The sequence below is a fragment of the Mesorhizobium montanum genome, from assembly GCF_033977145.1.
In the GTDB taxonomy this organism is placed as follows: Bacteria; Pseudomonadota; Alphaproteobacteria; order Rhizobiales; family Rhizobiaceae; genus Mesorhizobium; species Mesorhizobium montanum.
The window spans coordinates 14,069-27,309 of sequence record NZ_JAVIJF010000039.1 but is presented as its reverse complement, the minus strand read 5'-3'; the positions used below and the strand labels follow the sequence as shown (position 1 = coordinate 27,309).

Below are 13,241 nucleotides of genomic sequence, written 5' to 3'. Positions count from 1 at the left end.
AAAACTTCTCTGATCCGGCGCATCGACAATCTCTGGGTTGGCATCAGGCTTCCTCGTTTGAACGAGGCACCCTGTAGCTGAGTTGTCGGCCGAAGCGTCCCGCACCTCCGAAAAGGTGCTCACGATCATCTGAAATCGTTGCTCACGATCGTCTGAAATCGTTGCTCATGATCTCGTGAAATCCGTGCTCACGATCGCCTGAAATACGCAATCGTGTGCTTGATCTGTCGTGGCTGCGCGGCGAGGTCGCGGATCTCTATAGCGACGACAACGGCCGCCCTGGAATAGACCCTGAGGTTGCGGTCCGTCTAATGCTTGCGGGTTTCCTGCTTGGGATCGTCCACGACCGCCGGTTGATGCGCGAGGCCCAGGTCAACATCGCGATCCGGTGGTTCGTCGGCTATGGTCTGCATCAAGCACTTCCCGATCATTCTTCCCTGACACGCATCCGCCAGCGCTGGCGCGAAGAACGGTTTCGCCGGATCTTTCAGCGCACGGTGCAGGCCTGTATCGCCGCCAAGATCGCCAAGGGCGAGATCGTCCATGTCGATGCTTCGCTGATCCGGGCCGACGTGAGCTGGGACAGCCTGGCGATTCGTCACATGGAGGCGGTGAGTGCGGCGAACGAGGATGCGGAGGCGAGGAAGAGCCGCAAAACCAACAAGTTCAAGAAGGTCTGCGTCGCCGACCCGGATGTGCCACCATGGCGACAAACGCCCGCAATCGCCGGCTTGAGCCGGCCTACAAACAGCATGCTGTTGTCGATGATCTGCGCGGCGTGGTTCTCGATGTCGTGGTGACTACCGGCGAGATCAACGAGGGGCAGATGTTCGTGGAGCGGATCGATGCCGCCGAGAGGACGACGGGCTTGGCCGTGCGAACCGTCACTGCCGATGCCGGCTATGCCTATGCGAAGGTGTTCGCCGCTTTCGAGAACCGCGGCATTGATGCGTTGATCCCCGCCAAGGCGGAGTCGATCCGCAGCCCGGTTCCGCTGCGTCGTTTCCGCTACGATGCCAAGCACGACATCCTGAAGTGCCTTCGAGGCAAGGTCCTGCGGTCCTGCACCCCAAGCGGCCCTTGAAGTATGGGCGCTTCTTTTACTCGCGCGCCAGAGATTGCGCAGGCTGCGACCTTGCCTCCATCTTCCTATCCAAAGGGCGCGCCAACAAGGCGGTTGTTGTGGGGAATGACTATCCGGCATTGCTGAGAGCTCGCAGACGATCCAGGCCTACCTCACGGCCGCGGCGGTGAACCTCAAACGGCTGGCGGCCGCTTTATTGGCCCATTTGCTCGGGTTGGTGCTGCTGACGCTCAATATGGCGCCGATCGAGGAACCCTGAGACGGAATCCCGAAGTTCTCACGGCAAGGACCTCGTTATCTCGCACCATGCATGGGGAAGTCGACTTTCTCAACAGCCCCGCGCGGCAGCGCTGCCAAGTGGCGCATAGCACATAGGTGACGGCCGCCTTGAGGCCTTCATGTGCGTCTGAGACGACAAGCTTGACGCCGCGCAGGCCGCGGCGGGTCAGCTTGCGCAGGAACTCGGTCCAGATCGGCTCGGCCTCCGAGGCACCGATCTCCATGCCAAGCACCTCGCGCCGGCCGTCTGCGAAAGGCGCAGGTGTTGACTTGCGCAGAACTAGTTGTGCCATACTGGAGCCCGGCCCACACTGTTACCCGAGGCCCGGTCCCACCCACGCCGGCACCTCCAGACGACATTGTTGGGGGGTAATTCTGTGGATGGCTTTGAAGCATTTGGAGAAATGAGAAGCTGAAATGAAGCCGCACGCGATGGCTATATCCACCAGAGGCATCCTTGTCCCCTGGATCAGCCGCTTGGCGTGATCTACCCTGATTTTCATGTAATGCTTTGCAGGCGAGACGCCGACATGTTCAAGGAAGAGGCGCTCCAGTTGCCGCCGCGAGACTCCGGCACGAATAGCGACCGTGTCTATTGATAGCAAATTGTCGAGATGGGCTTCCATCGTTTGGATAGCGAGCACCAGCTTTGCGCTGACATTTGCATAGGAAATACCGGACGGGGCAGTCTGGCGGTTTGAGCCGGCACGCTGCCCATCTACGATGGCGTGCCGGCAAACTTCCTGGGCAACAGTTGCGCCGGCATGGTTTGCAATGAGGTCCACCGCCAGATCGAAGGCGGCGAGTTCGCCAGCGCAGGTCGAGTACTGTCCATCCTTGACAAAGATTGTTTCCCGCACATGCGGCTTGCGAAATACTTCGGTAAAGGCAGGTAGCGTCGACCAATGGATCGTGCAGAGGCTATCGGTCAGCAGGCCCGTTTCGGCGAGCAGCCAAGTGGCGGTGCCAAGAGCCGTAATCGAGATGCCTTGCCTTGCGACACGTCGCAAGAACGCATGCAATTGGGGTGTTAACTGCTGCTGAACCTGCTCGCCGGCGATGACCACAAGCTGGTTGATGCGAAGATTTGTGCCACTGAGTTCGTCAGCGGCAATGTCGACGGAAATCGAGATGCCGTTCGCACCCGAAACAGCCGTCTTGTGCATCCCCACAACCTGCCAGCCAAACAGCGTTGCCTTCGACAAAGCATTCGCCATGCGGAGCGGCTCGATATAAGCATGCAAAGACAGATGCGAAAATCCCGGCAACACCAGTACACCGACGTGCAGCGCCTCATCGAGCGAAACGTCATTTGGCCGCTCGACGGGCTTAAGCGCGAGAAGAATGGTAGCCGGAGCGTTCATCAGCGACCGTAGTAGGTGGCGAGCGGGGCGCCTAACTTGCCCAGCTCTGGTTTGACCCCCAACCCGGGGCGTTGCGGGACTTCGATATGGCCATTTCTGATGACTATCGGATTTTCAGGATCGTAGTGACCCTCGATATACTCCTGAGCGATCCAGGCACCTTCGAAGCGCCTCGGTTCCACGGTGGAGGCGAGATGCACGCAAGCCGCCGCGATCACATCGCCGCCCCACGCGTCATCGCAGGTATGGGGCAGGGACCTGATAGCGCACATGTCGCGAACGATGGTCATCTTGCTGAGGCCGCCTAGGCGCGTGACCTTCAACCCAAAGCCATCAGCAATATTCAACGAGATTGCGCGGAGGACGGCATTCAGGTCTTCCGTGTTCTCATCGAGATAGATCGGGTGTGTCAGCCTACCGTTCAGGGTGGCGACCTCATCCATTGTGTTGCAAGGTTGTTCAAAGGCGAAGGGAATGGTTTCGCAAAGCCGGTCGAGATGGATGGCGGCGGCGACAGTCAGGCCCCTGTTGCCGTCCACGGCTATCCTGGCCTTATAGCCGACAGCCTCCCAAACCTTGTGAACCGTCGTCACGTCCTGTTCGAGACCGCGACCGCCGATTTTGATCTGCAGCCTTGGGTATCCTGCTTTCACCTTATCGGCAGCAATGCGGGCCGTTTCCTCGGGCGTGCCGACTATTGTCGAATAATAGGAAGGGACTCGGTCCGTGAGGGCTCCGCCCAATAGTGTCGAAACCGGCACATCGAGCTTCTGGCCAAGCAGGTCGAGAATGGCCATGTCGAATGCCGCCTTGGCATAGCCGTGCCCATTCAACCGGTCGTCCATAACCTTGGCGAGACGCCGGATCGAGGACACCTCTTGCCCGATCAGGCCGGGTGCGACCTCGGCGATCGCAGCCCGGGCGCCAAGAGTATGGTGGGGTTGATAAACGGGCCCGATAGGGCAGGTCTCCCCCCATCCTATGAACCCTTGGTCGGTGACGACTTCCAAGAGCGTACTGTCAAGCAACTGGACGTTATCGCTGGCCATGCGGTAGCCAGTGCCGCCCTTGACAGGCAGCAGACAGCTGTAAACGTTGATTGCTTCTATTCGCATCTTCAGCCTCAGTATTCGTCGTTGAGAGCGTCCACCGCAGGAATTTCGCGAGAGCGGCGATCGATATATGCCCGAAGCTCTTCGTCTTTTGCGAGATCCAGCGTGGGCTCCCGGTACTCTGCCAAAAGGAACCTGGCCTGATCGAGCGCGCGCTGTTTGATGTCTTTCGAGCCATCCGCGTACCACTGCTCGATTGAGTTGTTGTCGAACAGCTTCGGGATGAAGAACGCCCGTTCGAAATTGGCCTGCGTATGCGGATGGCCAAGGTAATGGCCGCCCGGCCCGACATCGCGCACGGCGGCCAGGGCCTCGTCGAAATCGTCCCACTGGATGCCTTCCGTCATCCGATAGCCCATGGCGCAGACCTCGGCGTCGACGACGAACTTGGCGATCGAGCAATGCATGCCGGCCTCATTCCAGCCTGCTGAATGCCAGATGTAGTTGGCGCCCGACATCAGCACGGCCATCATGGTCATCGCGCTCTCATAGCCCGCCTGAGCATCGAAGACCTTGGCGCCGCCGAGCAGGTTCGACGTGCGCCAAGGCACGTTGTAGCGGCGCGCCATCTGGCCGATCATGAAATTCATCAGCGAGATTTCCGGCGTTCCCGCCATCGGTGCGCCGGACTGCATAGACACGGTCGAAAGATAGTGTCCGTAGATTGCCGGGCAGCCCTTGCGGATCACCTGGGTATAGGCGAGCGCCGAAAGCGCCTCGGCATTGAGCTGCGCCACCGCCGCCGCGGTGGAGGCCGGCGTGTTGGCGCCGCCGAGGACGAAGGGCGAGCACAGCACCGGCTGGTTGCGGCGGCAGAAGGCGCGCATGGCGCCGAGCATCACCTGGTCCCAGACCAGCGGCGAATTGCCGTTGCAATTGCCTGTCGTGACGGCATGCGTCTCCAGAAAACTCTCGCCGAACAGGATCTCGCACATGTCGAGCACGTCCTCGGCATTCTTCGGCGACGTGGTCATGCCCATGAAGATCTTGTCGGAGTGCTTCATCGACGAATAGGTGATGTGTAGGTGCCGATGTGCGACGACGAGGTCCATCGGCTCGACGATATGATGTGCCGATGAATGCAGCGCCGGCATCATGTGCGCCAGCTTGTGGAAGGTGCCGAGGTCGGCGATCGTCGGGCCACGCCTGACGTCATCGAGGTCGCGCATATAAGGCGCGCCGGTCATCGGAACGAAGATCGACTTCGGCCCGCCGAGCTCGACATTCTTGGCCGGATCACGCGCGAAATATTCGATCCTGGAGGGAATGGTCTTGATGAGCTCCATGACCAGGCCGCGGTCGAGATGAACCCGGTCGTCCGCGCGCACATCCGCTCCGGCCCTCTTCCAGTCCTCGATCGCGATCGGGTCGCGAAAGACCACGCCGACGTCTTCAAGGATCGCGAGCGACGCCTCGTGGATGCGCTCGACCTGCTCGGCATCCATCGGCTCCATCACCGGCAGCCCACGCTTCAGCGTCGGCAGCATGTCGATCTTCGGAGCCGTGCGGATCGTGCGCCGCGCTTCACGCCCGCCTCTACGAGAGACTTGTAGTTGAGCTGTCATGCCGGCCTCCAGACGAATTGTGTTGCAGACCGATCGTGGGCCGCGGGCAACTATTGCCTAATGCGTGGAAATTGACCTAATGCAAAAGTCTCACGCGGCTGTTGACAAAAGGGCCATGGCATTAGTTGAGGCGGCATCGTGAAGAGCTTTTATCGCGTCGCCTGGTTGGTTTAATCCCGCGTCATTCTAATCTGGAAGCCCTTATATCCCTCGGCAGCCACTTCCTCACAGATGCGCTGGTAGGCAGGCAGGCCGCCCACGTATGGCATGAACACGGCAGGTTTTCCGGGAATGTTCATGCCCAGGTACCAGGATTTCGCTTCGGGGTACAACGTTCCTTGCGCCGCCTCCCTGACTTGCCGCATCCAAGTCTCTTCAGCCAGCGCAGTTGCGTCTATGTAGTCGGCGTTCGTCTCCACCAAATGCGCGATGCATTTGGATATCCACTCAACGTTGTCCTCGATAGCAACCACGACATTGGTCAAGACTGACGGACTGCCCGGACCTGTGATAATAAACAAGTTCGGGAAGCCAGAACTCATCATGCCCAGAAGGGTATTTGGACCGTACTGCCACTTTTCCGCAAGCTTGCGTCCGTAACGCCCGACGATGTTGATCTTGTTGAGTGCTCCCGTAATGGCATCAAAGCCTGTCGCCAAGACCAGACTATCCAGTCCAAAAAAGTCGGTGCCCGCCGTGACTCCACCTGGCGACAGACCGCTGATCGGATTGGCGCGTAGATCGACCAATGTCACATTTTCACGATTGAACGTCTCGAAGTACTTGGTATCGGCGCAAATGCGCTTGGCACCGATAGGATGGTCCGTTGGGATCAGGCGCTCGGCCACTGTTGGATCTTCAACCAAGGTGCGGATCTTGGCACGCACGAAGTCAGCAGCGGTCGCATTGGCCTCGGCGTTTCTCAGCAAGTCCGAGAAGGCCGCCGTAAAACCGGTCCCGCCTTCGGTCCACCGCTTCTCGTATTCCTGGCTGCGTTCGTCGGGAGAGACAGCCAAGGCGGACTTCTCGCCAATATCGCACAGGATTCCCGCGGGCATGCTGCGCGCCTTGGCGCGCCGTTCACGGTAATTCTGCTTCCAGGAATTCTCGTACTCAAGGTCGATCGGCCGGTTTCGCGCCGGCACCGTAAAGTTTGGAGTGCGTTGAAAGACGTATAGATGTTTCGCCTGCTCCGCGATCTTCGGTATGACCTGTATGCCGGAAGACCCCGTTCCAATCACTCCTACAACATGACCGGCGAAACTGACGAGCTCCCGAGGCCAGTTGCCAGTGTGGAAAATTCGCCCCTCGAAGGTGTCCAACCCCGGGATCTTCGGAGTTTGGGCAGCCGACAAACACCCCGTCGCCATAACGCACCACTTGGCATTATAGCGTGCGCCTTTGTCAGTCGATATAAGCCATCTGCAGTCTTCTCCCCGATAGATCGCGTCTGTGACCCTGGTATCGAACCTTATGTCTGGCAAAAGGTCGAACTTCTTGGCGACGTAATTCGCATATGCCAAGATCTCCGGCTGCGAAGCATACCGTTCGGTCCAGCGCCACTCTTGTTGCAGTTCGTCTGAAAATGAAAAGGAGTACTGCATACTTTCAACATCGCATCGCGCGCCAGGATAGCGGTTCCAGTACCAGGTTCCGCCAACACCTGACCCCGCCTCTAGAACGAGCGCCGACAGACCGAGCAAACGAACTCGATGCAACATGTACATTCCGGCGAACCCGGCGCCGATGATCATGACGTCGAACGAAGCGCCGTGGGGCGTGTCGAGGAGTCTTGCATTCCCGGCGCCTGCCATTGATCTATCCTCGTTGTGGTTATGCATAGTGTAGACGAGGGTCGGCGACCGATACAGCGATCAGGATCGGAAATAGAATCAACCCGCTCATTACATTTGCGCAGGTTTCTGGCCGGGGAGCAGCTGCCGATTAGACGAGCGGCTTCCGTGTTAACTGGGGCGCGGTTGGCGCTCGCTTGCTGAACTCGGCCGCTGGTCGGATCAAACGCTGGTCAGGGCCGCACCCTTCGCAGCGCAGAAAAAGTAGCTTCTGAGTTGAGTTTATTTCGGTTGCGGTGCGCTGCGTCGGCAAGCTACCTCATGTCACAAGCTGTCAAGGTAAGTTGCGAAGGTCCCAAGGTGCCGATTAATGAGGGGTACGAGCGTCACTCGTTTTCTCTGGTCAGCCTTTGGAGCTAGCGTTCCGGTCGTCAAGGGTAAGTGGCAAATTGCGCTGGCGGTCGATAATCGCATCGCAACTGGCTACGAGCCGGTGTCGACGGGTGTAGGCTCTCAACTTGCCTAACGCTACGTGTAGGAATGCGCTCGTAGGAATGCGCTCTCGGTCGTCCAAATCTATTAGGACCGCCGGTTTGCTTATCTTTTGTTGGCATATCGGAGTTAGCTGTGGCGATGCAGTTGAACGTTGAGCAGAAATTAGAGGCTTACCGGCGGATGCTAAGAATCCGTCGCTTTGAAGAAGAAGGCATGCGTCTCTTCAAGGGCGGCAAGATCCCCGGCAACTTCCATGCCAGCATTGGTCAGGAAGCAGCCATTGTTGGGTCGTGTATCGCCCTTCGCGACGATGACGCGATGACCGGAACGCATCGGTCGCACGGCCATCCAATCGGCAAGGGCGGGCGCTTGGACGTCCTCATGGCCGAGCTGATGGGAAAACAAGGCGGCATCTGCAAGGGGCGCGGGGGCTCGATGCACCTGGCGGACAGGTCGGTCGGCATCATCAGCGAATCGGGCATAGTTGGCGGTGGCATTCCGCTGGCGACCGGATGTGCGTTCAGTGCGAAGGTGCGCGGCGTCGACCAGGTCACGCTCTGCTTCTTCGGCGACGGCGCGGTCAATCAAGGCACCTTTCATGAGAGCCTCAATATGGCTGCGCTCTGGAAGCTGCCTGTGATCTATCTGTGTGAAAACAACGGCTATGCAATCACCACCTCCGTTTTGCAAAGCCACGGCCAGCCTGACATCGCGCTTCGGGCCGAAGGCTACGGCATGCCCGGAGTTGCAGTGGACGGGCAAGATCTCGACGCGGTCTATCTGGCCACGGCAAAAGCAGTCACCCGGGCCCGGTCCGGTGACGGGCCCACACTCATCGTCGCCAACACCTATCGTTTTGATGAGCACAATTTCGGCTTGGCGATTCCGGGCGAGCCCTACCGATCGGTCGAAGAAGTGGAGACCTACAAACGTGATCGCGATCCCATTGTGCTCTATCGTGCGGCGCTGATCGAACAGGGCGTAAAGGAAGAGCGTCTGAACGCGATTGAGGGCGAGGTGGTCGAAGCCGTCAAGCAGGCCATACAATTTGGCCTGGCAAGCCCCATGCCGCCACCCGAGTCTCTGGCCGATTACATGTTTAACACGCCGCTCATCGGCCATAACAGCTTCGCGACTGGGCTGGGAACGAATTGATCGTCATGCACACCAATCTCCAGAAAATCACCGACGAGTCCTTGCCCTCGCATGTTCAGATGACCTATCTTGAGGCCATCACCCAGGCGCAGTTGGAAGAGATGGAGCGTGACGAGCGCGTTGTTCTGCTGGGAGAGGACGTACCAATCTACGGCGGGTACAAACTTATCGAAAGATTTGGCAAGAACCGAGTTTGGAATGTGCCCATTTCCGAAGGTGGCTTCACGGGCCTGGGAATCGGTGCCGCCATCAACGGCTTGCGACCCATCGTGGACCTCACGATCGCGAGCTTCGTCTATCTGGCTTCGGACCAGATCATCAACCAGGCCTCAAAGCTGCAATATATGACTGGCGGTCAGATCGATATCCCGATCGTGTTTCGTTGCTCCATGTACTCGATCGGCTCGAAGGCCGCGCAGCATGCCGACAGACCCTACCCGTTCTTCATGAATGTTCCGGGCCTCAAGATCATTTGCCCGACCAACGCTGCCGACATGAAGGGCCTTATGAAGGCGGCCATTCGCGATGGCGATCCCGTCCTGGTCTTCGAGGATGCCCGGTTCTGGGCGATCAAGGGAGACGTGCCTACTGATCCAGATTATGTCATCCCGATCGGCAAGGCCGATGTGAAGCGGGAAGGAAGAGACGTGACCCTGGTCGCCATAGCCGGCGCGATGCGGCCGACCATGGACGCTGTGGACGCCCTGGCTGCAGAGGGCATCTCTGTGGAGGTCATTGATCCACGCACACTGAAGCCGCTTGATTTTGAAACGGTCAAGGCATCGGTGGCCAAGACCGGGCGGCTTGTGATCGTTGAAAATGCCCACCGCATCTGCAACGTGGGCAGTGAGATTGCTGCCGTGGTTGCGGAAGAGGCCTTCGATCTTCTCAAGCGTCCCATCCTTCGCGTGTGCGCTCCGGACATCCATGTACCTTTCAGTCCGTCGATCGAGAAAGGCTTCTTCCCGACCAAGGATCACATCATCGCGGCCGTGCGTCGGTTGCTCTGACGAGCTAGGTATTTGAAGAGGATGGGTTCAAAGATGACCACCGAAATTGTCCTGCCCTCCAGTGGAATGGGCATCGAGGAAGCTACGATAGTGCGCTGGCTAAAGAGCGTCGGAGACGAAGTTGTGGAGGGCGAGACGATTGTCGAGGCCGAGACGGCCAAGGCGACCGTGGAGATCGAGGCGCCCGCGAGTGGTAAATTGGCGTCGATCATTGCGCCGGAAGGTAAGACCGTCGATATCAATGCCGTCATTGGAACGATTGAAGGCTAATGTCGCGGCCTTATACCGAAATCCCGTTGACGCCGTTGCGGAAAGCCATTGCCGCTCGGATGACGCACTCCAAGCAAACAATTCCACATTTCCGGCTTGTCGCGGATGTGGAAGTTGATGCTCTTTTGCATTGGCGAAAGGTCGCCAATGAGACTAATCCGTCCACTAAGATATCGGTTAACGATTGTTTCATCAAAGCCATTGCGGTGTCGTTGATCGAAAACCCCGCGCTCAACATCCAAATGACAGATACTGCAATACACCGGTTTCACAGTGCCGACATTTCCGTCGTGATCGCCGTCGAAGGGGGGCTTGCAACTCCCGTGGTGCGAGGTGCGGAAGCCAAATCGGTGGTGGAGATAGCCGCAGAAGTGAAGGATTTTGCCGAGCGAGCCAGTCGCAATGCGCTCAAGCTCAGCGAGATTTCAGGCGGCTCGTTTGGCCTATCCAATCTCGGCAGCTACGGAGTCGAGCAGTTCGATGCTATCATTAATCCGCCGCAATGTGCCATTTTGGCCGTTGGATGCGCTGCGCCGAGAGCCGTCCCGGATGCGGAAGGCGGAACGCGAACAGCTACGACCGCTATTTGCACGCTTTCAGTAGACCATCGAGCTATCGACGGGGTTGAAGCGAGCAAGTTCCTGCAGAGTTTGCGGGGTGCCATTCTGAACCCCGACAGATTGCAATGAGCTGAGGCATCACTTGCGGAACGGGCTCGAACAGGTGAATCGGCCATAAGCCTACCAGCATCAATCTGCCGACCGTCCTGATGGCAATATATGGTCACTGTTCTCGACATGATTGCGAATGCGCCGCGCCCGCGGCATCCCGAGAAGGCGCACAGGCCCGACCAGGAGGTGCTGGGCAAGCCCGACTGGATCCGCGTCAAGGCACCGGTTTCCAAGGGCTATGCCGAGACGCGCGAGATCGTGAAGTCGCACAAGCTGGTGACGGTGTGCGAGGAGGCCGGCTGCCCGAATATCGGCGAATGCTGGGACAAGAAGCACGCCACCTTCATGATCATGGGCGAGATCTGCACGCGCGCCTGCGCCTTCTGCAATGTCGCCACCGGCATCCCGACCGCGCTCGATCCGGACGAGCCCGCGCGCGTCGCCCACGCAATCAAGCAGATGGGCCTCAGCCACGTCGTCATCACCTCCGTCGACCGCGACGATCTGGCCGATGGCGGCGCGCAGCATTTCGCCGACGTCATCCACGCCATTCGCGCGGCTACCCCCTCGACGACGATCGAGATCCTGACGCCCGACTTCCTGCGCAAGGACGGCGCGCTGGAGATCGTCGTCGCGGCCAAGCCCGACGTCTTCAACCACAACCTCGAAACCGTGCCGTCGAACTATCTGACCGTCCGCCCCGGAGCGCGTTACTTCCATTCGATCCGGCTGTTGCAGCGCGTCAAGGAACTCGATCCGTCGATTTTCACCAAGTCCGGCATCATGGTCGGCCTCGGCGAGGAGCGGAGCGAGGTGCTGCAACTGATGGACGACCTGCGTTCGGCCAATGTCGATTTCATGACCATCGGCCAGTATCTGCAGCCGTCGAAGAAACACTATCCGGTGACCCGCTTCGTCACGCCGGACGAATTCAAGTCCTATGAGACGATTGGCAAGACGAAGGGTTTTCTCCTAGTAGCGTCGAGCCCGCTGACGCGCTCCTCGCACCATGCCGGCGAGGATTTCGCCAGGCTGCGCGCGGCTCGCGAGGCCAGAACAATCTGAGTAATATCTCGCAGGCGCTTCACCGGCTGGTTCGAACCTCGATCTGCCGAGGGTGGTGCGCACAGTTTGGCTCACCCGGCATATTCAACGGCAGACAGGGGAGCGGCCGTCAAAACAACTGAGCCTGTGCCGATCAAAAAACTCAACCGGGAGGTATTTTTTTTTCTGATCCGTTTTTCTCAGCGGATGCTAAAACGACATAGGGAAGAGGCGCTTCAGAACCGCCGACAGACCTACTGAAAGCGTCCGAGCCGCTCGACTAGCGAAGGTAAGGGTAACGCAAACAAATCGAGACAGGATACTAGTCTGCGATGACGAATCCAGCTGGTGAAAAAAGGCTGTCCTGATGGAAGACGAATGACCAACAATACAAATAGGGAGATTATACCATGAAGTCGTTGCTTTGCTCTATCCTAGTGAGCTCTGTTCTTTCTTCATCTGCGGCTCTGGCTGGTGAAAAGGTTGTCTCAGCGTGGGATGGGATCTCAGAAAACCTCATGCAGACATACATCGTAGACGAGGGGCTCAAGCAGCTGGGCTATGATGTAGCGGAGCCGGTCCAACTCCAGATCCAGTTGGCGTATGTCGCAATGGCCAAGGGCGATGCCACGTTCTTTGCTGCGTCTGCGGAACCGCTTCATGACCAGTACATAAAGGAAAACGGCGGGGAGGCCGTACTATCTCGCCTCGGCCACATCTCTGCCGATAACATACAGGGCTATTTGATCGACAAGAAGACGGCCGACGCTACTGGAATCAAGTATATTGAAGATCTGAAAGATCCAGAGAAGGCAAAGCTGTTCGACATCGACGGCAACGGCAAAGCGGATCTCTATGGTTGCGAGCCAGGTTGGGGCTGTGAATTGATCATTGAACACCACCTAGACGCATATGGACTGCGCGATACGGTCGAAGAAAAGCAAGGTGGCTACTTCGCAATCATTCCTGACGCAATCCAACGCGTCAAGGACGGCAAGCCGACCCTTTACTACACGTGGACTCCCCTTTGGGTGTCGAGCATCCTGCAGCCTGGGAAGGACGTTGTCTTCCTTAACGTGAAGAAGACCGACCTGCCCAAAGGGATGACGGCCGACACCACAGTCCCGGGCCTGGGCAATCTTGGGTTTCCAATGATCCAGCAGCGTATTGTCGCGGCCACATCCTTCGTCAAGAACAACCCATCTGCAAAAAAATTCTTTGAACTCGTGGCTATCCCGATCGAGGATCTTAACGCAGAAGACCTCAGGATCTATAAGGGAGAAAATTCCAACGAGCAAATCAAGCAAGCGGGCTTGGACTGGATCGCCAAAAACAAGACGAAATGGGATCAATGGATCGCGGAAGCCAAAGCCGCCCATTAAGTTTGAACGGCAAGTCC

The 13,241-nt window shown here is 58.2% G+C and carries 10 protein-coding genes and 2 pseudogenes; 7 read left to right on the top strand and 5 right to left on the bottom strand.

Annotated features, from left to right (window positions below; genetic code table 11):
- Nucleotides 1-209: 209 nt before the first annotated feature.
- A pseudogene (locus RFM68_RS32580) lies at nucleotides 210-1,304 on the top strand (transposase); the annotation flags it as partial.
- A 100-nt stretch (nucleotides 1,305-1,404) separates the two neighbouring features.
- Here the strand turns inward: RFM68_RS32580 and RFM68_RS32575 are convergent.
- From RFM68_RS32575 to RFM68_RS32555, 5 genes and pseudogenes are all read right to left on the bottom strand, one after another.
- A pseudogene (locus tag RFM68_RS32575) lies at nucleotides 1,405-1,611 on the bottom strand (transposase); the annotation flags it as partial.
- Nucleotides 1,612-1,677: 66 nt separating this feature from the next.
- Nucleotides 1,678-2,727: a GlxA family transcriptional regulator gene (locus RFM68_RS32570; protein ID WP_320237041.1), complete on the bottom strand. Its 1,050-nt coding sequence runs from the start codon at nucleotides 2,725-2,727 to the stop codon at nucleotides 1,678-1,680.
- The gene (locus tag RFM68_RS32565; RefSeq protein WP_320237040.1) at nucleotides 2,727-3,842 is read right to left on the bottom strand and encodes a mandelate racemase/muconate lactonizing enzyme family protein; all 1,116 of its coding nucleotides are present in this window, start codon (nucleotides 3,840-3,842) and stop codon (nucleotides 2,727-2,729) included. The genes RFM68_RS32570 and RFM68_RS32565 overlap by 1 nt, the downstream gene beginning before the upstream one ends.
- Nucleotides 3,843-3,850: 8 nt before the next feature.
- On the bottom strand, nucleotides 3,851-5,404 hold the full coding sequence (locus tag RFM68_RS32560; protein ID WP_320237039.1) for a trimethylamine methyltransferase family protein: 1,554 nt from the start codon (nucleotides 5,402-5,404) through the stop codon (nucleotides 3,851-3,853).
- Nucleotides 5,405-5,574: 170 nt separating this feature from the next.
- Nucleotides 5,575-7,218: a flavin-containing monooxygenase gene (locus RFM68_RS32555; RefSeq protein ID WP_320237038.1), complete on the bottom strand. Its 1,644-nt coding sequence runs from the start codon at nucleotides 7,216-7,218 to the stop codon at nucleotides 5,575-5,577.
- A 612-nt stretch (nucleotides 7,219-7,830) separates the two neighbouring features.
- On the opposite strand from RFM68_RS32555, the gene RFM68_RS32550 reads away from it, so the two are divergent.
- The 6 genes from RFM68_RS32550 (at nucleotide 7,831) to proX (ending at nucleotide 13,224) form a co-directional block, all read left to right on the top strand.
- Entirely contained in the window at nucleotides 7,831-8,847 is a 1,017-nt protein-coding gene (locus RFM68_RS32550; protein WP_320237037.1) for a thiamine pyrophosphate-dependent dehydrogenase E1 component subunit alpha, read from the top strand.
- A gap of 5 nt (nucleotides 8,848-8,852) precedes the next feature.
- Nucleotides 8,853-9,857 carry an alpha-ketoacid dehydrogenase subunit beta gene (locus RFM68_RS32545; RefSeq protein ID WP_320237036.1) on the top strand — a complete coding sequence of 335 codons (1,005 nt, stop codon included), beginning with the start codon at nucleotides 8,853-8,855 and terminating at the stop codon, nucleotides 9,855-9,857.
- 33 nt (nucleotides 9,858-9,890) lie between these two features.
- Nucleotides 9,891-10,127 carry a biotin/lipoyl-containing protein gene (locus tag RFM68_RS32540; protein WP_320237035.1) on the top strand — a complete coding sequence of 79 codons (237 nt, stop codon included), beginning with the start codon at nucleotides 9,891-9,893 and terminating at the stop codon, nucleotides 10,125-10,127.
- Nucleotides 10,127-10,816, top strand: coding sequence for a 2-oxo acid dehydrogenase subunit E2 (locus tag RFM68_RS32535; RefSeq protein WP_320237034.1), 690 nt, complete (start codon nucleotides 10,127-10,129; stop codon nucleotides 10,814-10,816). The genes RFM68_RS32540 and RFM68_RS32535 overlap by 1 nt, the downstream gene beginning before the upstream one ends.
- Nucleotides 10,817-10,906: 90 nt before the next feature.
- Nucleotides 10,907-11,863, top strand: coding sequence for a lipoyl synthase (gene lipA, locus RFM68_RS32530; RefSeq protein ID WP_320237033.1), 957 nt, complete (start codon nucleotides 10,907-10,909; stop codon nucleotides 11,861-11,863).
- Between the two features lie 389 nt (nucleotides 11,864-12,252).
- Nucleotides 12,253-13,224 carry a glycine betaine/L-proline ABC transporter substrate-binding protein ProX gene (gene proX / locus RFM68_RS32525; protein WP_320237032.1) on the top strand — a complete coding sequence of 324 codons (972 nt, stop codon included), beginning with the start codon at nucleotides 12,253-12,255 and terminating at the stop codon, nucleotides 13,222-13,224.
- Nucleotides 13,225-13,241: the final 17 nt, after the last annotated feature.